25 protein-coding genes and 1 pseudogene are annotated in these 21,161 nt (G+C 55.1%); 18 read left to right on the top strand and 8 right to left on the bottom strand.

What is annotated here, in order from left to right:
• Positions 1-261: 261 nt before the first annotated feature.
• The 7 genes from ACUM6F_RS01675 to ACUM6F_RS01645 all read left to right on the top strand — a co-directional run bounded on the left by ACUM6F_RS01675 (position 262) and on the right by ACUM6F_RS01645 (position 6,571).
• Positions 262-483: a DUF433 domain-containing protein gene (locus tag ACUM6F_RS01675; RefSeq protein WP_445348209.1), complete on the top strand. Its 222-nt coding sequence runs from the start codon at positions 262-264 to the stop codon at positions 481-483.
• Positions 470-646, top strand: coding sequence for a DUF5615 family PIN-like protein (locus ACUM6F_RS01670; protein WP_445348208.1), 177 nt, complete (start codon positions 470-472; stop codon positions 644-646). The genes ACUM6F_RS01675 and ACUM6F_RS01670 overlap by 14 nt, the downstream gene beginning before the upstream one ends.
• 518 nt (positions 647-1,164) lie before the next feature.
• Positions 1,165-1,404, top strand: coding sequence for a hypothetical protein (locus ACUM6F_RS01665; RefSeq protein ID WP_425620463.1), 240 nt, complete (start codon positions 1,165-1,167; stop codon positions 1,402-1,404).
• The gene (locus ACUM6F_RS01660; protein WP_426377483.1) at positions 1,394-1,822 is read left to right on the top strand and encodes a type II toxin-antitoxin system VapC family toxin; all 429 of its coding nucleotides are present in this window, start codon (positions 1,394-1,396) and stop codon (positions 1,820-1,822) included. The genes ACUM6F_RS01665 and ACUM6F_RS01660 overlap by 11 nt, the downstream gene beginning before the upstream one ends.
• Positions 1,823-2,447: 625 nt before the next feature.
• On the top strand, positions 2,448-4,499 hold the full coding sequence (locus ACUM6F_RS01655; RefSeq protein ID WP_445348207.1) for a copper amine oxidase N-terminal domain-containing protein: 2,052 nt from the start codon (positions 2,448-2,450) through the stop codon (positions 4,497-4,499).
• Between the two features lie 279 nt (positions 4,500-4,778).
• Complete coding sequence (locus ACUM6F_RS01650) at positions 4,779-5,861, top strand: TolC family protein (RefSeq protein WP_445348206.1); 1,083 nt, start codon at positions 4,779-4,781, stop codon at positions 5,859-5,861.
• A gap of 44 nt (positions 5,862-5,905) precedes the next feature.
• Positions 5,906-6,571 carry a copper amine oxidase N-terminal domain-containing protein gene (locus ACUM6F_RS01645; protein WP_445348205.1) on the top strand — a complete coding sequence of 222 codons (666 nt, stop codon included), beginning with the start codon at positions 5,906-5,908 and terminating at the stop codon, positions 6,569-6,571.
• A gap of 67 nt (positions 6,572-6,638) precedes the next feature.
• Here the strand turns inward: ACUM6F_RS01645 and ACUM6F_RS01640 are convergent, their stop codons facing one another.
• On the bottom strand, positions 6,639-7,946 hold the full coding sequence (locus ACUM6F_RS01640; protein WP_445348204.1) for an IS110 family RNA-guided transposase: 1,308 nt from the start codon (positions 7,944-7,946) through the stop codon (positions 6,639-6,641).
• A gap of 332 nt (positions 7,947-8,278) precedes the next feature.
• On the opposite strand from ACUM6F_RS01640, the pseudogene ACUM6F_RS01635 reads away from it, so the two are divergent.
• A pseudogene (locus ACUM6F_RS01635) lies at positions 8,279-8,476 on the top strand (type II toxin-antitoxin system HicB family antitoxin); the annotation flags it as partial.
• Positions 8,477-8,710: 234 nt separating this feature from the next.
• Here the strand turns inward: ACUM6F_RS01635 and ACUM6F_RS01630 are convergent.
• Both ACUM6F_RS01630 and ACUM6F_RS01625 read right to left on the bottom strand, forming a co-directional pair.
• On the bottom strand, positions 8,711-9,160 hold the full coding sequence (locus tag ACUM6F_RS01630; RefSeq protein ID WP_445348203.1) for a PIN domain-containing protein: 450 nt from the start codon (positions 9,158-9,160) through the stop codon (positions 8,711-8,713).
• Positions 9,150-9,392, bottom strand: coding sequence for a ribbon-helix-helix domain-containing protein (locus ACUM6F_RS01625; protein WP_445348202.1), 243 nt, complete (start codon positions 9,390-9,392; stop codon positions 9,150-9,152). Before ACUM6F_RS01625 ends, ACUM6F_RS01630 begins: the two co-directional genes overlap by 11 nt.
• Before the next feature lie 428 nt (positions 9,393-9,820).
• Between ACUM6F_RS01625 and ACUM6F_RS01620 the strand changes: the two genes are divergently transcribed.
• The 6 genes from ACUM6F_RS01620 to ACUM6F_RS01595 all read left to right on the top strand — a co-directional run bounded on the left by ACUM6F_RS01620 (position 9,821) and on the right by ACUM6F_RS01595 (position 12,124).
• Positions 9,821-10,054, top strand: coding sequence for an AbrB/MazE/SpoVT family DNA-binding domain-containing protein (locus tag ACUM6F_RS01620; protein ID WP_445348201.1), 234 nt, complete (start codon positions 9,821-9,823; stop codon positions 10,052-10,054).
• Positions 10,048-10,389, top strand: a complete 342-nt coding sequence (gene mazF / locus ACUM6F_RS01615) for an endoribonuclease MazF (protein ID WP_445348200.1) — start codon at positions 10,048-10,050, stop codon at positions 10,387-10,389. The genes ACUM6F_RS01620 and mazF overlap by 7 nt, the downstream gene beginning before the upstream one ends.
• Positions 10,390-10,662: 273 nt before the next feature.
• Positions 10,663-10,908 carry an AbrB/MazE/SpoVT family DNA-binding domain-containing protein gene (locus ACUM6F_RS01610; RefSeq protein ID WP_445348199.1) on the top strand — a complete coding sequence of 82 codons (246 nt, stop codon included), beginning with the start codon at positions 10,663-10,665 and terminating at the stop codon, positions 10,906-10,908.
• The gene (locus ACUM6F_RS01605; protein WP_445348198.1) at positions 10,889-11,299 is read left to right on the top strand and encodes a type II toxin-antitoxin system VapC family toxin; all 411 of its coding nucleotides are present in this window, start codon (positions 10,889-10,891) and stop codon (positions 11,297-11,299) included. Before ACUM6F_RS01610 ends, ACUM6F_RS01605 begins: the two co-directional genes overlap by 20 nt.
• A 117-nt stretch (positions 11,300-11,416) precedes the next feature.
• Positions 11,417-11,716: an AbrB/MazE/SpoVT family DNA-binding domain-containing protein gene (locus ACUM6F_RS01600; RefSeq protein WP_425620456.1), complete on the top strand. Its 300-nt coding sequence runs from the start codon at positions 11,417-11,419 to the stop codon at positions 11,714-11,716.
• Entirely contained in the window at positions 11,717-12,124 is a 408-nt protein-coding gene (locus ACUM6F_RS01595) for a PIN domain-containing protein (RefSeq protein WP_445348197.1), read from the top strand.
• Between the two features lie 320 nt (positions 12,125-12,444).
• On the opposite strand, the gene ACUM6F_RS01590 is transcribed toward ACUM6F_RS01595, so the two are convergent.
• Positions 12,445-12,843, bottom strand: a complete 399-nt coding sequence (locus ACUM6F_RS01590; RefSeq protein ID WP_425620454.1) for a type II toxin-antitoxin system VapC family toxin — start codon at positions 12,841-12,843, stop codon at positions 12,445-12,447.
• Positions 12,840-13,112 (bottom strand): AbrB/MazE/SpoVT family DNA-binding domain-containing protein, encoded by a 273-nt coding sequence (locus tag ACUM6F_RS01585; RefSeq protein WP_425620453.1) that lies wholly within the window; start codon positions 13,110-13,112, stop codon positions 12,840-12,842. The genes ACUM6F_RS01590 and ACUM6F_RS01585 overlap by 4 nt, the downstream gene beginning before the upstream one ends.
• Positions 13,113-13,246: 134 nt before the next feature.
• Here ACUM6F_RS01585 and ACUM6F_RS01580 point away from each other — a divergent pair, with 134 nt between their 5' ends.
• The 3 genes from ACUM6F_RS01580 to ACUM6F_RS01570 all read left to right on the top strand — a co-directional run bounded on the left by ACUM6F_RS01580 (position 13,247) and on the right by ACUM6F_RS01570 (position 15,572).
• Entirely contained in the window at positions 13,247-13,450 is a 204-nt protein-coding gene (locus ACUM6F_RS01580) for a type II toxin-antitoxin system VapB family antitoxin (protein WP_425620452.1), read from the top strand.
• A complete protein-coding gene (vapC, locus tag ACUM6F_RS01575; RefSeq protein ID WP_425620451.1) occupies positions 13,443-13,886 on the top strand; it encodes a type II toxin-antitoxin system VapC family toxin in 444 nt (147 codons plus the stop codon). The genes ACUM6F_RS01580 and vapC overlap by 8 nt, the downstream gene beginning before the upstream one ends.
• A 378-nt stretch (positions 13,887-14,264) precedes the next feature.
• Positions 14,265-15,572 (top strand): glycosyltransferase family 2 protein, encoded by a 1,308-nt coding sequence (locus tag ACUM6F_RS01570; protein WP_445348196.1) that lies wholly within the window; start codon positions 14,265-14,267, stop codon positions 15,570-15,572.
• Positions 15,573-15,622: 50 nt separating this feature from the next.
• Here ACUM6F_RS01570 and ACUM6F_RS01565 read toward each other — a convergent pair whose 3' ends face one another.
• From ACUM6F_RS01565 to ACUM6F_RS01555, 3 genes are all read right to left on the bottom strand, one after another.
• Positions 15,623-17,083 carry an S-layer homology domain-containing protein gene (locus ACUM6F_RS01565; protein ID WP_445348195.1) on the bottom strand — a complete coding sequence of 487 codons (1,461 nt, stop codon included), beginning with the start codon at positions 17,081-17,083 and terminating at the stop codon, positions 15,623-15,625.
• A gap of 253 nt (positions 17,084-17,336) precedes the next feature.
• Positions 17,337-17,966 (bottom strand): FAD-dependent oxidoreductase, encoded by a 630-nt coding sequence (locus ACUM6F_RS01560; protein ID WP_445348229.1) that lies wholly within the window; start codon positions 17,964-17,966, stop codon positions 17,337-17,339.
• An 84-nt stretch (positions 17,967-18,050) separates the two neighbouring features.
• Entirely contained in the window at positions 18,051-18,902 is an 852-nt protein-coding gene (locus tag ACUM6F_RS01555; protein ID WP_445348194.1) for an FAD-dependent oxidoreductase, read from the bottom strand.
• 469 nt (positions 18,903-19,371) lie between these two features.
• On the opposite strand from ACUM6F_RS01555, the gene ACUM6F_RS01550 reads away from it, so the two are divergent.
• Positions 19,372-21,078 (top strand): fibronectin type III domain-containing protein, encoded by a 1,707-nt coding sequence (locus ACUM6F_RS01550; RefSeq protein ID WP_445348193.1) that lies wholly within the window; start codon positions 19,372-19,374, stop codon positions 21,076-21,078.
• Positions 21,079-21,161: the final 83 nt, after the last annotated feature.

The raw sequence follows: 21,161 nt of genomic DNA, 5'->3' as shown, positions 1-21,161 counted from the left end.
TTTACTCTGCGTTCTCCGCGCCTCTGCGTGCGACCATGCCCACCGCGCAATGCTCAGCGCGCAATGCCCACCGCCCGGCGCCCTCACCAACATACCTAACGAGTTAATCTTCCAAGCACACAAAAAATTTCTCGCTGAAAAGAATAACGATAAGTCCGACCCCCATAACCTGAGTCTTTCGCTGGTTGCCGGCGATGTTGCCAGGCTTACGGCTCAGGGTATAATATGGATATCAAACATATGCAAAAAGAGGGGATGGCGGTGAGCCTAGTAGAAAGGATTATAACGGACCCCGCTGTTTGCCATGGTGAAGCCTGTATCAAGGGTACCAGGATTCCGGTGAGCGTTATTCTAGATAACCTGGCATCCGGCTTGGATATGAACGAAATCCTTAAAAGCTATCCCAGCTTAACCGCGGATGATGTCAGGGCGGCTATCGCTTACGCGGCCCTGTTGACCAAAGAGCGGCATGTCTACCTATAAGTTTAAGATTGATGAAAACCTCCCTCAGGAGCTGGCCGATTTGCTTCGCGCTTCCGGTTGCGATGCGGAAACGGTTTGGTCGGAGGGGATGCAGGGTGTTTCTGATGCCCTTCTTATAGAACAGTGCAAGCGGGAAAATCGTGTATTAGTTAGGTGGGTATAGGTTTTGCGGATATTCGCACATACAAACCGAAGGGGCATCCAGGAATCATTGTACTGCGAGTTCGGGATCAAAGCAGGCAATCCATGATTGCGTGCTTCAAAAAGGTATTGCCGGCCCTGCCAAGCGTCCCGCTTGCGGGCCTACTCTGGATTGTGGATGAACGACGTATCAGGCTCAGGGGCTTAACGCGTGAACCTTCCACTACCTCTGAGACATAACCCGTGTCCTACCGTCTGGCCGTGCTAATATTTTAAAAACTAGGATTTTGAACATCCCCCTTCTTGGCGCACTGGCTACTTCTTCGTTATCTTCATACTTCCACTATACTTTATTACTCCCCGATTTTGGCGAACTTGGCATCCCTGGCGGTTAACGGACGTTCGACGTTCGGCGTTCAGCGTGCGACGTTGGAATAACGATAAGTAACGATAAGTCTGACCCCATTGTTGCCCTGCCCCCGTTATTGACAGTCGTAGACCGAGGGCATAATGTAATGTATAAAGAGAGGTGATGACATCATGGCTGAAGAGGGTCTTGTTCGCAAACAGACATATATCAGCAAGAAACAGGACGCGGCCTTGAAGAGAATTGCCTTACGGCAAAAAGTAACCGAGGCGGAGATCATCAGGCGGGCGATAGACGCCTACATTAAGCCGCTGGAAGCGGAGTCGAATCCCCTGTTGGAGCTTGAGGGGATCGGAGCCGGCGGAAGCGAGGACGGAGCCGAAAACCATGACCGCTATCTCTATGGTAGATAGGAAAGTATTTGTCGATACCGGCGCCTATTACGCCTTTTTGGACCGGAATGACCGTCACCACCGGCAGGCGGCTGAAACATTCAGGTCGATGGCGGACGTTCCCCAAGTGACGACCGATCTGATTGTCGCCGAATGCTTCACTCTGATCCGCTATCGCTTGGGCTTTCCTCAGGCCGCTTCGTTTCTGGACAGACTCTCCGCGGCGAGAGAAAAAGGCTTTGTCCACATTGTTTATTACGGGGCGGAGCACGAGGCGGCGGTGCGTGAAGTGCTCAACAAGTTTTCCGACCAGGATCTTTCCTACGTGGACGCCTTCAGCCTGGCATTACTCAGCGCTAAAGGATTCACCAAGAGCGTTTTCGCTTTCGACCATCATTTTCACCTCATCAATTGCCGCGTTATCCCGGGCGGCTTCTAACCGGACCCCGGGTTTTTTAGCTTTTAAGGTTTGACCCCACTGGACGTGGTCGGGTGCGTCGCCCCCTCCGCATTCGGCGCTCGGACAATGACCGGTAAATCATAAGCCATTAAACCGCCAAGGGCGCCAAGGTAAAGAAGAACGCCAATCAGCGACTTGGCATCCCTGGCGGTTAACGGACGTTCGACGTTCGGCGTTCAGCGTGCGACGCTGGAACAACGACAAGTAACGATAAGTCCGACCCCATTGTTGCCCCACCGCCCGGCGCCCTCACCAACATACCTAACGAGTTAATCTTCCGAGCACACAAAAAAATTTCTCGCTGAAAAGGGAACATTTTGCGCCGGCCGGTTGTCTAATCAATCAGGTAACCGGTGCAAGTCCTGCCATGCTTGTGGTAGAATGGTTACGGGTACAGCCCGTACCACCGCTGCAAAGGGTTACCTCGATTAGAAGGTGTGCGTATCCATAGCACCTTTTGCATCTTGTTAAAGGGGGGATGTGGAACCCGGCAAAAGAGGTGATCGTCCAAAGATTCTTACTAGTTGACGAAGCACCTTACGTATCAGAAGCACCTTGTTGGGTTACCAGACCCAAGAATATTTTAGAGGAGGGAATTAGTTAGGTGATTAAAGCGCGGAACAAGAGAATCTCCCTGCTGCTCGCCATCGTGTTCGTACTCACGCTGGTACTGCCGATGGGCAGCGCTTTTGCGGCTGATACCGTAACGTGGACCAATACAGTTAACAAAGCGGTTGTTGCCGACGGCACTACCCAGAATGTCCTTGGCTATATCAAGGCCGCCATTGACTCAGAAGCCCAGCTTTCCGCAACCGATGCTGTGTACTTCACAGTCCAGCTTCCGGATGACGTGGAGTTTGCTGCTGCTCCTGACGGTACGAACATTAGCAGCTTTGTGTCCGGTAGCCCAACTGTAGACGCAGGCGGTTCCGACAAGGATACCCTTAAGGGTTATGTTGCGGGTAACGTTTCCAGCATTCAGTTCAACTTTGCTACCACTAATGCGAGTAAGGTCATCGTTGATGCTGCTTTCGAGGGCGACATCGAAGTAAGCGTTAAGCTCGAGGCCGTTGCCTTTGTTGGCGGCGTTGCAACTACCGCTTGGACGGCCGAGACCAAGAAGGTCATCGGTGTCGTAAGTGATAAGGCCCTCACTGTTTCAGCCGGGACTGTCGTGTCCATCAAGTCCAGCGGAACTCCTCAGCAGGTCGCAGACATTACTTTCGAAGAGAATAAGGCCGGCGCTGCTGTGGGCCAGGTCATCTACGCAGAGCTTCCCGACTCCCTAACCTGGGCGAGCTATGGAAACCTGGTGTCTTCTATGGGCCTTTCTGCTACCGTCAACGGTATTGGTACGGACACTCTTGAAATCGTGTTCTCCGGTACTCCTTCCGGTCCGACTGCCGGCAGTCTGAAGCTTGACAACCCGACCATCAATGTGGGTCCGGGCGCTTCTGAAGGCGATGTTGTTGTCCAGTTTACCGCGAAGTCTGGTAGCGTATTCGAGGCTACCGATCTGGTTGTCGCTAAGATCGGCGAGACCTCCGGTACCTTCACTCGGTACGACGATACCAGCGACAAGCTGTATCCCGGCCGTAAGAACCAGAACGTCGATGGCATTAAGATGAAGTTCTCCGCGAAGCTGAGCCTCAATGATCAGATCTGGCTTGAGCTTCCGGAAGGAGCTGCTTTTGGTTCGAATTACGGTACCGCCACCGGCTTAACCGGAAAGGGTCGTTACAAGGTGAGCGGTGACGAGAACCGTGGCGCTTGGTTCATCGTAAGTACAGCGTCTGATGAATACACTATCAAGGGTATTGACGTAACGCTCGACGCCGACTTTGCCCCCGGCGACCTCGTAGTCAAGGTTAAGGGCGATGTCGGTCCGGCTGAGGTCGTTCTCGGCGAAGTGATCGCTCCGTTCACGGCTACCGCTGAAAAAACCAAGGTTAATTCCAACGGGTTTGAGGAGCTCGGCGGTAAGATTACCTTGACCGAGGCAGTGAAGGATGCCTTTATCTCCGGCGGCGAAATTACGCTGACCGTAGGCAAGGACATCAAGTTCGCAGCGGCTCCGAAGTACACCATCAATGGCGGTTCCGAGACCAAGATGACTAGAGTTGATGATCAGACCTACAAGATGTCTCCGTCCTTCTCGAACCGCATTGACACCATCGAGATTTACAACATCAAGTACGACGTTGGCACCCGTGTAACTGGTGACATTGAAGTCGAGATCGGCGGTTCCGCTGTTAACACCCTCGACGGATCGGCTGCCGGTGATGCACTTGCGACCGTTGTTAACGCCACTGTCGGTACCGGTACCGTAAGCGCATCCTTTAAGGTTGGCGATGCCGGCGTGGCTGTCGTGAACGGTCGGACCCTGGTTCAGGTCAACAAGCTGAACGAAGTCCTCGGCCTCAGCAAGAGCTGGGATGCCGCCGCCAAGACCGCCTACTTCATCAAGGACGGCAAGGTCGTGGCCTTCCCGATCGGTAAGAACGTCATCCTTATCAACGGCGTTACGGTGCCGGTTGATCAGGGCGGCAAGATCATCGACGGCGCCACCTACGCGACCCTGCGCGGTCTCGAGATGGCCTTCGGCGGCAAGCTCTCCTGGGATGCCGCCACCAAGACCGCGAACTTCGAGTTCTAAAATAGTCAGCTAAGCTGGCTGATTAGAGCTGAATAGCGGGACCGGACCGCCGGAACCCGGGGCTCTTGCGAACCCCGGGTTCCTTTTTCCTTGTTACGGGGTCAGGCTTATCGATATTTATCGATAAAATTAGCTGATTTTAGGTTCCCGGCACCAAAGCTATTGACCGGCCTCGCCCGACAAAGAGTATTCGCCGTTGACGGTAGCAATGCTGGCAGGTTATACTTTAGGTGCTATTAGGTGCTAAATAGTTTATTAGCTAAAGGAGTATGTGGTAGCGTGCGAGTACTAATGGTGGTGGCGGCCATAGTTTTCACATTGCTCAACGGCGCAAACATTGCTTTTGCAACTGTATCGGTCGAGAATCAAGCAAGAAAGCTGACACTACAGGAAGCTATCAACAGAGCTTTGCTTGTTAGTGATTCTTTAAGGAAGGCGGAAGTTGACCTTGAGGACGCCGACAGCAAGAGAAAGAGCGTCACCATATTACCGCAATATATTTACGAGTGGTCAGAAGTCGGGGAGCAATCGATTTATGCTAAAGAGTCCCTAGACTTTAACTATCAGAGGGCTCTTAATACTTACTATTCGAAACGCGATGCAGTGGCGCTTGAGGCTATTCAGAGGTATTACGATGTTGTTAAGTGCCAGCGAAGAGTCGATCTGAAAGAACTCACTGTCACTCGCGCAAAGCAAGAGTTGATGAAAAGCCAGGCTTTGTATCGATGCGGTATGCTTACGAGGAGTGGGTTAATGGAGGCAGAGGCGAAAGTATCTGCTGCTGAGGGGGAGGTTGTCTCGGCCAGGGGGGAGTTGGACAAGGCCTGTCTCTCCCTTAACTTACTTTTGAAGCTGCCAGTTGGGGAGCAGATCGATTTAGTGGATGCTCCGACTTATGCGCCGATCCAAGGCGATTATAAGTTTTATGAGGGTCGCGCCCTTTATGATAATCCCCTGCTAAAGATAGCGTCAGAGGCCACCAAGTACAAAGACAGTGTTCAGAACATGACACCCTCGCCAGGAACAGGAACCGTTATCAACTCCAGTGATGTCGAGAAGGCCAGATTGGACAATGAGATTGCGCGTAATGAAACCTTACAGTTGGTACGGAGTCTCTACAACAGCATCTTGGCTTTGGAGTCATCGTACGAGGCAATGGTTAGAGACCTTGATGTTGCACGAGAAACACTGAGAACAACCAAGATGAGATATCAGGTGGGAATGGTTACATCGCAGGCTGTTCTGGAAGCCGAAGTCTATGTGGCAAGCGCTGAGCAGGGGCTGTTCGAATTGGCTACCCAGCATGAATGTTTAAAACTGGCTTTAGAAAAGCCGTGGGCTTATACGCCTACGCCCAAGTAATTTGTCTGTCCGGGGGGAACATCCCTAAGGGAGGTTTAACATTTGTGAAAGCTTTACGGGTTTTGGGATTGCTAACTGTGATAGTCTTTAGTTTGGCGCTTGGAGCCTACGCCTCCGAGTGGGGTCTTTATCGCGGCTTTCCGATAGTCAAGGTAAATGTTGACGGCCAGGATATTGATTCTGACGTCCCGGCAATTACAATTGATGGCCGAGCACTTGTGCCGTTGCGTGTAATCTCAGAAGCGTTAGGAGCGAATGTTAATTGGGATCCAGGTACTAAGACAGTAACCATTGTTTCGAAGTCTCCGCCGTTGAATTATGAACCACCGACTGAGGAGGGAAGGTACAAGGCGGGTGATGAGATTGAAATGACAAAGGCTGTGGTGCTGATCTCCGGTGTAAGATACTCAACCAAATATGAAGACTATGCAGCGCCTGACGGGTACAAGTATGTAATCCTCGATCTAAAGGTAAAAGCGTTGGCAAATCCGCCTGGGAGTTTCAAAAGCGTGGGAGATGTGTTCCGGCGTTGGAATTTGTCTGACGGCACCACTGACGCTACTTTCTTTACCACTGGAACGAATCCGATGCTATACAGGAACCAATGGGTTGCAGGGACTGTGGTAGCTAGGATTCCTCACACTTTGACCATAACATCGGTTGACTTGACTGATACAGGAAATGATACCGTGACTGTCTATTTGGAATGAGTAGCTGATGGTGCCAGACCTTCTATGTCAATACCCCATTAATGACGTCTAGATATTTCGGTTGGGGTTAGGCTGCACGAGACTGATGTTTCTCTTTGGCAGCCAAGAATCGCGTCTCATCATAGGGCATGTTATTGAGCCACATTGCATAGATAATGCGCATCCAAACACTCGCCAGACACCTGACCGCCGTGGCATGGGCTTTGCCCTTCGCCCGTTTGGTGTCATAATATTCACGGGCCCAAGGAACCCAACGGATACTCTGCATTGCCAGTTGGTACATAACGTTTCTGAAGGGTTTCACACAGGACTTACGTGGACGTGCATAGGAGTACTTGCCGCTTTGGAACATTACCGGTGTCGTCCCCGCTTGGGCTTGAACAGCTTGCAAGTTTGGATAACGGCTCCGATCATCGCCCCACTCCGCCAGGAGCCGTGGTGCCAGCTTTACTCCCGCCCCCGGGATGCTGGCGAAGATCTTGTAGTCGGAGTGGCTCTTAAAAAGATCCTGGATGGCCTCGTCATAGGCTTTGATTTCGGCTTGCAGAGCTTCCAGCTGGCCCACCAAAGCCAACATTAATCTGGCTTTTGCCCGAACGGTCGGAGCATTAGCCTCCAGTTGAGGCTCGTTTAGTTTAGTCCAGATTGCAACCGCCGTCTTGTTTGGTTGTGGATGTCGGCGGGACTTGAGAAAGACCGCAAGTTCGGGCACAGATGCCGTGCGGGCAACCTGTAGCGCCGGGAAGGCCCGGAGAAAGGCTAGAAAGACCGGGCTGTTAGCACTCGAAAACAGGTCCAATGCCACGGGGTAGTATGTTTTCAGGCAAGCCATAAGTTTGTTGGTTAGGCTGGTTCTCTCTTGGACCAGACTCTCCTGATCACGAGTGAGTATTTTGAGTTCCTGGATGATCTCGTTGTCAGGTTTAAGTTGCCGTAGATAAGGAAGTTCAGCGCGACCAATATCGGCAAGGAGACGTGCGTCCAGCGGGTCACTTTTTGCTCCGGAAGGTTTCCGCCGCCGATCAACAAGCTTGGGATTGACGGGGTAGACGGCAAAGCCGTTCTCCAATAGGAATTGAACAAGGAGACCCTGGTTTGTTTCAACGATGCAGGCGACATTGGCAGGTTCTTCAACGAGCCTCAAAAGCTCACGGCCCATCTGCTCAAGACCCCGGCGAGAGTGTGCAACTGTGAACTTAGCTAGAGTAGTGGCTTGGTCGTCGATAACAACCACTTGGTGCGAAACATCGGCCCAGTCGATACCGGCGAAAACCATGATGCAGAACTCCTTTTCCAGCATTCCCAACGTGTACAGTGGACGACGATCAGCCTTATCCAACAACGGTGCTCGAAGCACGACCCTTCTATCGATCATAACGCCACATGGAACTCGGGGAAGGCAAGTCTGGCACGGGCAATCTAGTTGCTGGCACCGAAAGGCCTTTCCCCGAAACGTTGGGTACTGGGTCTCTACGACAAGTAACTACAATATCCCTCGTTTTATGGTCAGTCTAACGGATAAGGCACTTAAGTTATTAAGTTTTGCTTTCAGTGAGTCACGGGTGTCAGGTACGAACTCATTTGTGTCGGAGGGTCTGAACCTCCGATTTTTTGGATTTGCCGGGAGTTGCCGTTCCAAGATGGCTCGGTGATGGTTATAATAATGGCAAGAGGTGAAGGGTTCGCGTGTGACCGAAAGGGGTTTGGATGATGATGGCTATTTTGAGCGCATTTGTGGCGGCGGCGATGGCCGAGGTGCGATACAAGATACTTGATGACGGTACTTTTTTTGGCGAGATACCATCCTGTCCCGGCGTGTGGGCGAATGAGAACACTTTGGAGCGGTGCCGCGAGGTTTTGCAGGAGGTTTTGGAAGAATGGCTTGTCCTCAAACTCCGCGACCGTGATCCTCTGCCCCCGAATTTCGGGGACACCATACTAAATTATGCCGCGGGGAAATCGGTGCCAGGCACTTCAGGAATTTCGGGGAGGAATTTCGGGGACACCATACTAAATTATGACGGGTTAAGTAAAGGGTCAGACCCCCAACTTAACCAGATCACCCTGCCGGCGCGGCGGCGTGCGGCGGGTGAACGGACGGGGCGGCTCTCCCGAAAGAAGGGGGAGCCGTATTGCTACTTAGATGAACCTGCGGATGTCGAATTCCGCCGTGAAGGGGTTGACGAAGGTCACGCCCTCAAGCGTGCTGCCCGAGTGGAAGTCCTCACTGAGGACAATAGGAACCTGGTTCAGGCGGGCGGTCGCCCAGATCTGGGCGTCCCAGTAGGAGAGGTTGTGCGTACGCACACCGCGTGCCGCCTCCAGGACGATCAACCCGGTGATGTCGAAAACCGTCCAGGCCTGCAGCAAGTTCTCGACTCTTTCTTGTGCCTCCTGAAGACTCAGGGGCGTGGGGATCCTGCGCGTCACGGCCACCACAAACTCGGCAAGAATCTGGGCGCTCAGCGCCCCGTGCCCGGTGAGCGCCAGTTCATCCAGGACTTGAAAGGCCCGCTCCTGCTTGTCCGGCTCCGCGCCGTCGTAGGCGTAGACCAGGACGTTCGTGTCCACCAGGGCCCTAGCGGTCATAGAGGTCCTCCCTGCGCCAGCTCCTCCGGGGGCCCCGGCCCGCTCCGCGCCGGCTGGCGATGAAGGCCTTTTCTTTTTCCCAGGCGGCGGGGTCCTTCCGGGCGCTGACCCGGCCGAGATGCGCCTCCAGAGCGCGGCGAACCAGTTCCGCCTCGGTGACGCCCTCCAGCCGGGCCCGCTTCTTGAGCAGGGCGTCCTGGTGAGGCTCTATATAGAGTTGCTTACGGATCATCGGCGGCACCTCCTCCTAATACATCACAATATACATTATATGTATCTCCTATGTCAAACCTTTCTCATCCCGTCAGCAATCGGTGCCAGGCAGTGCGGCTGGGAAAGCAATCGGTGCCGGAAAGCAATCGGTGCCAGGCACTCAAGTTATCAGGCACTCAAGTTATCAAGTTTTGCCATGTTCGATCTCCAAAGAGCCCTCCCCCGGGCTCTTTTTTGCTGGACCCGATGTACGGGCTATCCCCCAAATGTGAGGGTCAGACCTTCACATTTGATGACGGCACAGAGAGACGCAGGGCCGCAGAGTAAGAATGTAGGGAAGAAGCTGCAAAGCACGCCAGGTAGCAGGGGTAGGGTTGACGTTTTACTTATCAATGTATATACTTTGTATAAACGTGTATAAGCATGCCATTAAGGAAGGTGCTGCTGATGCTGGCGTATGTGCAAAAGTGGGGCAACAGTCTGGGCATACGTATTCCGAGATCCCTGATTCAGAGAGTGGGTTTGGCTGAGGGTGCACCCGTGGACTTGGAAGTCGGCGACGACGGGCTGATTATTCGTCCCAGACGTTGCAGTCTCGAAATGCTATTGTCTCAGGTTACTGAGGATAACCTGCACTGTGAAGTGGACACCGGACAGCCGGTGGGACGTGAAGTATGGTAGAGCCCGAACTGTATGTTCCCGATAGGGGAGACGTCATCTGGCTACAGTTCAATCCTCAGGCGGGGCACGAGCAGGCCGGTCGCCGGCCGGCGTTGGTGGTTTCTCCACGCATTTACAACGGCAAAGTCGGCCTGGCCCTGGTTTGCCCTGTCACTTCCAAGGTGAAGGGTTATCCCTTCGAGGTTTTGTTGCCGGGCAGCTTGCCGGTTTCCGGCGTGGTTCTGGCTGATCAGGTTAAAAGTCTGGATTGGCGGGTAAAAGAAGCGGAATTTATCTGCTCTGTCCCGGCGGAGATCATCGGGGAAGTTCTCGAAAAACTGCGGCTGCTCGTTTAGTGCCAGGCACTCAAGTTATCAAGTTTTGACAAGTTCGATCTCCAAGAGAGCCCTCCCCCGATTTCGAATTTCGGGGACGTCATACTAAATTACGCTGCATTACGCCGCCGGCAGGCACGGCAAGAAAGGCGGCCGGCGGAACGGACGGGGCGGCTCTCCCATTGCACGTGGGAGCCGCCTTTTGCGATAAATTAGTAGGACTTCGGTGTTGCTGTTTTGTATCCCAAGCGGTTATACTCTTGATAGGGTAGTTATACATGTGGGGTGATATTGATGGCTCAGATGGCTAAAGTATCACAAAAAGGATGGTTAGTTATACCTTCTGAGTTGCGAAAAAAGTATGGAATTCATCCCGGGACAAGGGTGGCCTTCGTAGATTACGGCGGCGTGTTGTCCCTGATGCCGTTGCCCGACAATCCCGACAAGGTAGCCAAAGGATTCCTGCAAGGTTATAACCTGGTAGACGCCTTGCTTGCTTCTCGCAGGGAGGAACGCGCCCGTGAAGACATACATCCTTGACAGTTATGCGCTCCTGACCTACTTGCAGAAGGAAACGGGCGCGGATCAGGTGGATGAGCTGATAGCTTCGGCACGGGCCGGTACCGTGAAGCTTTTACTTTCGGTGATCAATCTTGGTGAGGTCGCCTACATCGTCGAACGGGCGGCAGGTCTTGAAAGGGCAAGGACCACGCTGGCGATACTGGAGGCACTGCCGATAGATCCGGTGGACGTCGACCGCGATCAAGCACTACGCGCAGCCCGTTACAAGGCAACGATGGCCATTGCCTATGCGGACTGTTTTGCTTTGGCGTTGGCGGAGAAGACAGGCGGGCAGGTAGTTACGGGCGACCCTGAGTTTAGAGCGGCGGAGCAAAAGGTATCCATCCTCTGGCTCCCGAGGAATAGGTAAATTTGGGGGAGCTGCCTTTTGCCATTGGTGTTCTTGCAGCCGCCTTGCCATTGACCCCAGGATCGTGATCTGATATTCTGATTATCAGAAGAAGACCGAGTGCGGAGGTGAGATCGGATGGGCGAACCGGAGACGATTCGCGTGGGTAAGCGCGGCACGGTGGTCATCCCGTCCTCTCTGCGGGAGATCTACGACCTGCGAGAGGGCACATTGTTGGTGGCCGAGGCGCGGGAGGAGGGGGTACTGCTGCGCCCGGCGGCGGTTCTGCCGGTCGAGATCTACACCCGGGAACGCAAGGCCGAGTTTCTCCTGAACAACGCCGTCACGCCCGAGGACTACGACCGGGCGGTTGATGAGGTCCGCCGGCTCGGGCTCGACCCGGAGAAAATCCCCCACGAAAGGCCGCGGTCGCGCTAGATGCCTCGGCTGTTCCTGGACGCCAACGTGTTTTTCTCCGCCGCCTACGGCAGCCGGGGCCTGCTGCGGCTGTGGGAGTTGGCTCGGAGCGGGGAGGTCACGTTACTGACCTCGGGCTATGCAGTGGAGGAGGCGCGGCGCAACCTGCGTCACCCGGACCAGCGGCGGCGGCTGGCGGAACTCCTGAGTGACGTGAGCGTGGTGGCCGAAGCGCCGCCGGACGCGTCCTGTCCGGCAATGCTGCCGGAGAAGGACCGGCCGCTGCTCCTGGCGGCGATCGCGGCGGGGGCGACGCATTTCCTGACCGGTGACCTGCGCCATTTCGGCCGCTACCGGAACCAGGCCGTCGCCGGCGTGCGGATCTGCACGCCGCGGGACTACCTGGCAGGTAGTTACGGGCGACCCTGAGTTTTTATTGTTTACGAGCGGTAGGTTTGCGGTTTACCCTATTTGATTTGTAGGGAAGAATTGCGATAAGGACAGTACCGGCAGGTAGCTGATGGTGCCAGACACTTAACTTATTAACTCAACTATTATGGATTCGTGGTCGCGAATCCCGTCAAAGTCCGATTGCCGAATGCGGAGGGAGCGAAGCGCCCGACCATTTAACCGCCAAGGGCGCCAAGAAAGCAGAATGTTGTAAAAGAATGTTGTTAGGAACGGCAATGGACGCCGAGAGCGCGAAGAATCCGGAGATAAGAATTGACCGCCGGAGCGAAAAGGTATTCCTATGATCGCCCGACGACGCCCAGACCGAACTGGTCGAAGTGCCGGTCGAAGGTGAAGGCTACGGGTATGTCATACTGCCGCATTACGACGAAACTCGTGGCGTCGGTATATGAGAAGTCCTTATCCTGGTATCGCGCAATGATCTCACGAGCAAGCCTGGCATCCCCGGGCGAGACGTGGATGAGGTTCCAGTCGTAGGAAAGAAGCCATTCCCGTGCGAGCTGTCGCCCCATCCGCGCCAGCAGCAGGGCGTGCGTTTCGGCGATCAGGAAGCTGGTCATAATCAGTTGCGCTTCCCGTCGGACAAGGTCATTCAGAGTGGCGAGGGCGGCTTCGTGCCAGCGGTCACGGCGGTTGATGAGGGCCAGGACAGCACCGGAGTCCACCAGAACCTTCACTCCTGGCGTTCCTCCTCGGCTGCCGCCAGGTAAGCGTCATGCTTCTCAGCGAGGTCGGGCGGTCCTTCGCCCCGACCGATGAGGCTGAAAATCGCGCCGCTTCGGCTGGCCTTTTTGAGCGGTGCAACTTTCCGCAGGATCACCTCATCGCCGTGAACGTGCACGGCGAGGTAGTCGCCGCGTTCGATACCCAAAAGCCTGCGGGCGGATGCAGGCAGGGTCATCTGGCCCTTGGCGGTGACCTTGATCACCTCGAACTGTTCGTCCATCCGCTCACATTCCTTTCTGTAAGAAGTCCTTACAAGTAAGGTAATACACAAGGTCCTGGGTGTCAAGGGTTATCTTCACAGCCATTGAATGACAGCACAGATATGGGTAGAATAATGGCAAGAGGTGATGGCAAATGAAAACAACAGTTTATGTCGATAGGGCCATACTTGATGAGGCGATGCGTCTGGCAGGCAGCAAGAAGATGACGGAAGTGATCAACCTTGCGCTTAGGGATTTCGTGCGGCGTCAACGGTTGGCAAGGCTTACGGAGAGAATAGGGACGGAAGACCTGGCATTAATGCTGGACGAGCTAGAGGAATTGCGCAAAGATGAGTAAGCGGCTTTACCTTGTTGATACGTCCATCTGGATTCTGGGGCTGCGCAGAGATGGCCCGGCTGAGATCCAACACTGGTTGAAGGATGCCCTGCAGCGTGAGATGGTGGTAATAGCGCCGGTGGTAATGCTCGAACTGCTGACCGGGGCCAGGACCGAGGAGCAGTACCGGTATTTGCGTGATGAATTGGGCGCTTTGCCGCAGGTTGAGGCCGGTGCTGAAGCATGGGAAAAGGCATCGTGGATGGCCTTTTCGCTGCGCCGGCGTGGAGTTACGGTACCAACGATGGACGTTATTATTGCCGCACTTGCGATTTCAAATAATTGCGTCCTGGTCCACCAGGACCGACACTATGAGATGGTGGCGGATGTCTTTTCGGAACTTCAGCAAGTTCCGGGGTCAAACCTCAAAAGTTCAAAAGCTCCGCTAAGCCGCTAACGAACCGCTAACGCCTTCCTACCGGGGTCACGTCTCAAAAGTTCAAAAACTCCAGCGAGCCGATGGGTAACAACAGACTGTTTTCCTGGGAGATAAGGCGTTTCACGGAGCCTTTTCAGGGGGGCTCGTTCTGTTATTTGTTGCTAAATCCTTATTAATTTGCTAATGTTTTCGGCTGCGACGGTATGCTAACATCTACATAGGCTGAGCTGTTGGAAAGCTCAATCCCTGACCGCAGACAGGCAGTCCGTCCGTACCTATTTCTACCGGAGAACGTGCGAGCGCATGAGACAACATCCCGTTACGCGCCACACCGATCCGACTCTGACTCCGACTCCAACCCCGGTAAAAGGCCGGGCACCGGGCGTTCGGCCTACTGTGCCTGCTCGCAGGTATGTGCCGGTGACGGCTAAGTTCTGGATCACCCAGGCCGGCGCCCTTACTTGGGTTGCTATATCGGTAATCCTCTCCCAGCCCTGGCTGCACGATCTGAGCCAGGTCGTGGGCTTTCTCCCGGCGCTGCTGATTATCACCTTTGTCGCCTACGCGCCCGGATACCTCGTCGCTTTTCTCGCCGTCGGTCTGCTGCTTGACCGGCAGCCCCCCTTCAAGGTGGCCGACCCCGACTTGCCGGTGACAATTCTGATTGCCGCCCGCAACGAAGCGCCGAACATCGGGATGACTCTCCGGTACATCGCCCGCCAGGAGTATCGCGGCCCGATTGCGGTGATCCTGGTCGATAACGGATCGACGGACGGGACGACGGATGTCGCGCGGGCGGCGGCGGAGGAGCTGAAGCTGGACTTTGTGTGCCTGCGCGAGGAGAGACCGGGGAAGAACTTCGCCCTCAACGCGGGATTGCCCGAGGTCAAGACACCGTACTTTATGACCCTCGATGCGGACACGCTGCTCCATCCCCTGGCTGTGAAACACATCATGGCCAGGCTTTTGTCCTCGCCTCCCGATGTGGGCGCCGTGGCGGGTCACGTCCTCGTCCGGAACAGCAGGGAGAATTTCTGGACGAGGGTCCAGGAATGGGACTATTTCGTCGGCATCGCCTCGATCAAGCGGATGCAGGGTCTTTACCAGGGTACGCTGGTCGCCCAGGGGGCTTTCAGCCTTTACAAAACCGAGGCCGTGCGCCGGGCCGGCGGGTGGCTGGACGCCATCGGGGAGGATATCGTACTTACCTGGAAGCTGCTCGAATCCGGCTACAGGGTGTACTTTGAGCCGACGGCTGTGGCTTTTACGACTGTTCCCAGCACCGGGCGGCATTTTTTCCGGCAGAGGAGTCGCTGGGCAAGGGGGATGTTCGAGGGTATCAGGACGGTCTATCCCTGGCAGCAGCCGACCTATTTGAAGAAATTCCTGACCGGAGTGGATCTGGTGATCCCGGTGATCGACTTCTTTTACACGCTGGTGTGGATCCCCGGCCTGGTACTGGCCTGTTTCGGCAAGTATTACATTGTCGGGCCGTACACCCTTCTGGTCCTGCCGCTCAACGTCGCCATGACCCTGATCATGTATAACTACCAGAAAAAAGTGTTCGGCCGCCTCGATCTCCGTGTCAGGAAAAACAGGCTGGGCCTTTTGGCTTACGTGCTCGTTTACCAGTTGATTGTCTCGCCCGTGTCCGTTTGGGGCTACATCCAGGAGCTCTTGCAAATGCGCCGCGTCTGGCGCTAACGGAGGTGCCAAGCACGTAAGTTAATAACTTAAGTGCCTGGCACGTTTGCCTAGAGGAGCTTCATCTTCTGCATCATTTTGTGGATCAGGCTGGCGGCTTGAGCCCTGGTCAGGGAAGCGCCGCCCTGGAACTCAACGCTACCGCCTGCGCTAGGAACACCGCCGATGTAGCCGGCCTTGTAGCAGGCCAGGACGGAGGGGCGGGCCCAGATGGAGATGCCCGTGCCATCGCTTACGTCTTTGTCGGCTCCGTCGGCAAAGGCGGTTTGCAGAACGGCATCGACAGCTTGCTCGTCTGTCACGAGGGTCAGCCGGGTAGCTCTGGCGATGATGGCCGCCGCCTGCTCGCGGGTAAGGGTGGCATCCCAGCCGAAGTTGCCGTTGGGCAGACCGGCGATCAGCCCGTTGCGGGCGGCCGTTTCGATGGCATCTTCGTACTCCCCGCTCAGGCCGCTGTCAACGTCGGGAAAAGTCGAGGTGCTTACGTCAATAAGCGGAAGCCCCAGAGCTTTAACGATTATGTACGCAAACTCGCCCCGGCAAATGTTAAGGCTGGAACTTAAACCAAAGGTATCAGATCCTCCCACGCCGAGATATCCCCAGGGATTGTTTCCGGGGCTTGAATTCGCCGGTTTCATAACCCCCTTGGCGAAGAGAGCCGAAACCGGGTGGTAGTACCAGCCGTCGGCCGGTAAGTCAGTATAGTTTTGGGCTCCAACGACCGAGATAAACACGGCGTAGTACCCGTCGACCGTCCCTTCCAACGGGATGGTCACTGTTCGCGCTGTCTTGTTAACCAGGCCGCCCAAATTTATATCGGTGCTGTTACTGAAGTCGTAGTTATCGCTCCGGAAGACGGTGATCCGGTCGGGCTCGGCGCCGATGCCGGTGTACTTGACGGTCAGCTTGGCGGGGGCACCGAGGGTGTTTCCATTAGAGTCTATTTCATATACGGGACTGATGCAGACGAAGCCGCTGGGGGAGTAGGACTTTGGAAGGTCAAGGTCGTCAACTCTTATGACCAGGCTTTGATCGCCGGCCAGACTTCCAAAGTTCACCAAGTAATTGCCCTTTCCGAGATCCAGAATAATATTCCCGCTAAATGCCGTGACCTTTGTTTGCGTAGTAATATCTCCAACAGAGAAGGTTGCTCCTTCAGTCGGTGCATTGGGGAAGGTGACGGTCAGTTTTTTGGTTTCGCTTACGCCATCTACTTTGGCGGTGATCGTGATGGAGTTGACGCCCGGCTTCAGGGGGTAGTTGTCCACGACACACTTGGTGGAACTTGGTTTACTAGCCGTGACGCCGGGTACCTTAATTTCCGGTTCAGTACTGCCGTAGATAAAAGTCACCACCGACCCGACTTTAACGTCGCCGTCGCTGGTTGTATATACCTCGATCGTTATTGTATTACTCGCAGAAACATAGGGAGGGGTCGAATCGCCATCGACAAGGATGCTGGTGATAACCCCCGCAAACGCTGTACCCACAGCCAGCGTCAGAATCAGCATTACACAGAGTGTCAAAACGACCGCCGTCCGCTTCCACATGTCGGTTCTCCCTAAAGCTCGCCAACGTATCCAACGTATCACACTATCCCCTCCTGCTGTTCGTAACCCCGTTTTTGGCAAACCCCATCTTTGGCAGTAGCCATTGCTTTCAGGCCTCAAAGTTTATCTCTTACATCTATCGGTCGAATCGGGTTCTCACTTGACCGGGCGAAAGGCCCAAAATTCTTTATAATCAAGCGGATAGGTTTTTGCGTTAGGAGTTTGATCCTTTGTCGATCCGCCCGCCCAGATTCAGGATGGCCTGCCGGACGGCCTGGATACGGTTCGCCAGCACCTCGGCCGGTGTTTCCGAATGGCTGACGCACAGCGCGGCGATGCCCCCGGCGGCGTCGCCGCAGACGCTTAAGTTTGGGATGACGCGCATCGCCGCCCAGGCAGTGGAGTCGGTGCTCTGCGCATAGCCCGGCACCAGGAGATTGGGTACGTTCGGCGTCAGCACCGCTTCGCCCGGAATGTAGACCGGGTTGTAGGGCGTCTCCAGAATCTGGGCCGGTTCCGACTTAAGGTAGGCGTTGATGTCAATGTAGTAACAGCCCAGCCCCACGCGGCTCGCGTAGTTTTGCTGGTCGACTCCTTCAAGAGAAGCGTTTCCGGCGCCGCGCACTTCTTCTCCCGTCAGCGCGTGTGCCCCGCTCTTGTCGAGGCAATGGATGGATTCACGCAGGTAGAGGATTTTGCCCGTGACAGGGCGCCCGTCGGCATCCCTCACCAGTTCAACCTTTTCAAATCCGGGAAAACGGCGGAGGGCCGTAAGAAATCTTTCACTGCGGATCTCTTCCAGCGCTTGCGCCAGCGCCTCGTCGGCGCTCAGCGTGCCGGGGATGTCGGGGGAAGGCCACCGAGGCGTGTTGCGGTCGATTTCCTGTTTCCTGGCGTCTACTTCGTGGATGAGCAGGGTGTTGACCCACTACGTGCCCTTTTCGCTGTCCTCGGCGACGTTGTAGCCCTTGATGCGGAAGCGGTGGCCGCCGCTGTTGTAGGCGCCGATCACGGGATCGCGCGTCACGAACTCCTTGCCGCCCCAGCCCAGCCCGCTCCCGTCGACGTCCTGGTAAAAGAAGAACTCCGCCTGCCCCGCGGCGTTCCGGTAGGCGCTCGCGGCGGCGGGGTTAATGCCCCGAACCTGGAACATGAGGGTGACGGCCTGCTGGTGCATGTCGCCGCCGGCGTCCTGCCGCCCGACGGTATGCCCGGCGCCCGCCAGGCGCGCCAGCCGCCCCGTTTCGGACCCGTCGATGAAGATGCCGCCCTTGACGGTAAAGGCCCGGCCGGCCCATAAGACCTTGAGGGTTTCAGGGTTGCGCATCACCGGGCGCACGGACAGCGATGCGATCCGCCCGTCGGCGCTTTTCGACACTTCCTCGATCTCGCAGTTGAAAAGAATCTTGACCTTGTTACCCGCGGTAACGGCGGTTTGCAGAGCCCGGGCCATGGCCTCGGGGGGGTAACCCTGGCCGTAGGCGTTGAACCACTTGATGAAGCTCCCCCGCGTGACGATCTCGCCGTTCCAGCGGCGGATGTCGAAGAAGTTCTGACCCCCCACGGTCCCGACCGAACCCAGACGGCTCTCCGGGACGATCATCAGAATGGACCGGCCGGGCGGCAGAAGCGGGGCGGCTTGGACAGCAGCCGCGCAGGAAGCGAAGCTCCCGCCGTAGATGATGACATCGGCCTCGAGTGTTTCGGCGGGGGGTTCGCTCAACGCCCCCGGAACGGACATCATAACAAACAGGCAAATCGAGAGGATCAAAGTCGACAAGAGAACCCGCCTCAGCAATCAAATACTTCCTTGTCAGGAGCTGAATAGCAGTGTCAGAAGCCGAATAACGGCCAATTCTTAAATTCGCTGGCCGTCGACGTTTTCCTTTGCTCTCGCTTTTGTTTCCCGGGCTATCGCTCAAATGTGAGGTCTGACCCTCACATTTGAGGTGACAAAGCATTCCGTCGGGGCCTTTTAGTTTAGTAAAGTTAGTAAAGTAATGCAGTAATAAAGTAAAGTATAGCTTAAGAAAGGAAAAAAGTAGCATTATGTCAAAATAGGGAGAAAAGTGCGGCAAAAAGCCGGCAGGGAGGGCGTAGTCTTGGATTACAGCTTCAAGAAAAGGAAATTGCAAACAATTGTAGTTTTACTGTTCCTCGTTACTATGGTCTTCGTAGAGATATCCACAGCTTACGCAGATGATCACGTTGAAGTGCAGCCGGTTGGAACGCTACCCGCATCAGCAGAGATGGGAACGGTTTTAGACCTTGTTCTTGAGGATGGATATGCCTACCTTGCCGCGCAGGGCTGGGGACTGCATATAATAAACATCAGTAATCCTTCAGCCCCGGGGAGGGAGTGGTCTTGGACAAAGGGCTCGAGCATCCTTGACGTGGACCTCGCCGGCAATTGGTGTTACATTGCTGCAAGTTATGGCTCCAGCAACAGCGGGCTTTACGCGCTGGACACGACTGTAACCACATCACCTTTTAGATATCATCGATTCGGTTCGGGTACGAACTATTCCCGTGTTTGTTGCGGGCCGGACAACAAGGTATATGCAGCGCGGGGAAGCACCCTGGAGGTCGTATATCACAACGAGAGCGGGTTTGGACAAAACCCTATGGGGTCCTACACTGTCTCCAGCTCCATCACCGGCATTGACGCCGCCGGTGACCTTGTTTACATCGTCGGGGATTTCGGGCTGCGGATTCTTGATGCCTCGGTGCCCGGCACTGTTGTGCTTAAGGGAAGGTGTGAGAACCTTGGCACGATCTACGACATTGACGTGGCAGGCAATTATGCTTACCTGGCCAACGGTTCGAACGGCCTGCGGGTGATTGACATTTCAGACCCGACCAACCCGGTCTCCTTGGATGTAGTGTTAAAGACGAACGACCTCGCCGTTGGGGTTGCCGTATCCGGTAGCTATGCCTTTATCGCTGACAACAATAAGGGGCTAACGGTCGTTGATGTTTCAGTCCCTGCTTCACCCTCAGTAGTTGCCTCTTACGACACCGACGGTACAGCCTTAAAGGTTCGTTTTGCGGGCGGCTGCATATACTTGGCCGACGGTGCAAAGGGGATGAAGATTTTTCGTCTCAACCGCACTCCTGTTAAACCGGTCAACTCTTCACCGGTTAACGGCGTCGAAGTATCCACGCTGACGCCGCTTCTACAGGCCTCGGCTTTTACAGATGCGGACGATGTGTATGGTGATGCCTTGGCGGCTTCCCATTGGCAGGTATACGGCGATCAAAGCTGCCAGGGAGAGCTTTACTACGATTCAGGAGAGGTAGGTGCTTTTACAAGTTTCATGGTTCCTTTAGAGAATCAAAACGGGGAACCGGTGCTTCAGTATGGAAAGCCCTACTGGTGGCGTGTAAAGTACCGGGACAGCCGGGGCGCCTGGTCGGAGTGGAGCAATCCGACAAGCTTTACTCCGGTAAGGGTGCCTCCCCCGGCTCCGGCGGGGCTTTCGGCTTCCTCCGGGAACCGAAGCGTTACCTTAGCCTGGAACGCCGTGCAACAGGCTGTGGGTTATTACGTCTACTTTGCCCCGGAGGGTGAATCCTTTGCTTGTTGGAACAGTGAGCCGGTAGGTTCGACAAACTGCACTGTCACAGGGCTGGTCAACGGGCGTTTGCACCGTTTCAGGGTTTCGGCGATTGACGGGGCGGGGCTGGAGTCCCCGCTGTCCGCGGAGGTAAGCGCCGTTCCTCAAGCGCCGTTCAGAAACCGGCGGACCGTAGAAACCCCCGTTGTTCGAGACCTTGACAAGTCATTTATGGAATTGTACAAGCTTTATATCGACGGAAGAATGGTCAGGCTCGGCCTCTTGTCTCAAAACGCTGTAAGATTCGAATGCCTGTTTCCCGGTCTCTATTTTATGGACCGGGACGCCGTTTTGGCGCTGGGGCACGGTTTGGCGGTCAGGTTCCAGTGCAGAATATGACAAGATATCCGAATGCAAAGGGTAAAGGAATCATGACGCATGGTAGCGAATTATAACCCGCTATGGCTTGCAGTAAAAGCATA

The sequence above is a fragment of the Desulforudis sp. DRI-14 genome (assembly GCF_052618305.1).
Note: the sequence above shows the minus strand (reverse complement) of the source record. Positions and strands in the feature narration are given on the sequence as shown.

Coding starts and splice junctions, on each gene's coding strand:
- ACUM6F_RS01670 (WP_445348208.1), top strand. CDS start 470: ATGTCTACCTATAAGTTTAAGATTGATGAAAACCTCCCTCAGGAGCTG.
- ACUM6F_RS01665 (WP_425620463.1), top strand. CDS start 1,165: ATGGCTGAAGAGGGTCTTGTTCGCAAACAGACATATATCAGCAAGAAA.
- ACUM6F_RS01660 (WP_426377483.1), top strand. CDS start 1,394: ATGGTAGATAGGAAAGTATTTGTCGATACCGGCGCCTATTACGCCTTT.
- ACUM6F_RS01640 (WP_445348204.1), bottom strand. CDS start 7,946: ATGATCGATAGAAGGGTCGTGCTTCGAGCACCGTTGTTGGATAAGGCT.
- ACUM6F_RS01630 (WP_445348203.1), bottom strand. CDS start 9,160: ATGACCGCTAGGGCCCTGGTGGACACGAACGTCCTGGTCTACGCCTAC.
- ACUM6F_RS01625 (WP_445348202.1), bottom strand. CDS start 9,392: ATGATCCGTAAGCAACTCTATATAGAGCCTCACCAGGACGCCCTGCTC.
- ACUM6F_RS01620 (WP_445348201.1), top strand. CDS start 9,821: ATGCTGGCGTATGTGCAAAAGTGGGGCAACAGTCTGGGCATACGTATT.
- mazF (WP_445348200.1), top strand. CDS start 10,048: ATGGTAGAGCCCGAACTGTATGTTCCCGATAGGGGAGACGTCATCTGG.
- ACUM6F_RS01610 (WP_445348199.1), top strand. CDS start 10,663: ATGGCTCAGATGGCTAAAGTATCACAAAAAGGATGGTTAGTTATACCT.
- ACUM6F_RS01600 (WP_425620456.1), top strand. CDS start 11,417: ATGGGCGAACCGGAGACGATTCGCGTGGGTAAGCGCGGCACGGTGGTC.
- ACUM6F_RS01595 (WP_445348197.1), top strand. CDS start 11,717: ATGCCTCGGCTGTTCCTGGACGCCAACGTGTTTTTCTCCGCCGCCTAC.
- ACUM6F_RS01585 (WP_425620453.1), bottom strand. CDS start 13,112: ATGGACGAACAGTTCGAGGTGATCAAGGTCACCGCCAAGGGCCAGATG.
- ACUM6F_RS01580 (WP_425620452.1), top strand. CDS start 13,247: ATGAAAACAACAGTTTATGTCGATAGGGCCATACTTGATGAGGCGATG.
- vapC (WP_425620451.1), top strand. CDS start 13,443: ATGAGTAAGCGGCTTTACCTTGTTGATACGTCCATCTGGATTCTGGGG.
- ACUM6F_RS01565 (WP_445348195.1), bottom strand. CDS start 17,083: ATGCTGATTCTGACGCTGGCTGTGGGTACAGCGTTTGCGGGGGTTATC.
- ACUM6F_RS01550 (WP_445348193.1), top strand. CDS start 19,372: ATGGGAACGGTTTTAGACCTTGTTCTTGAGGATGGATATGCCTACCTT.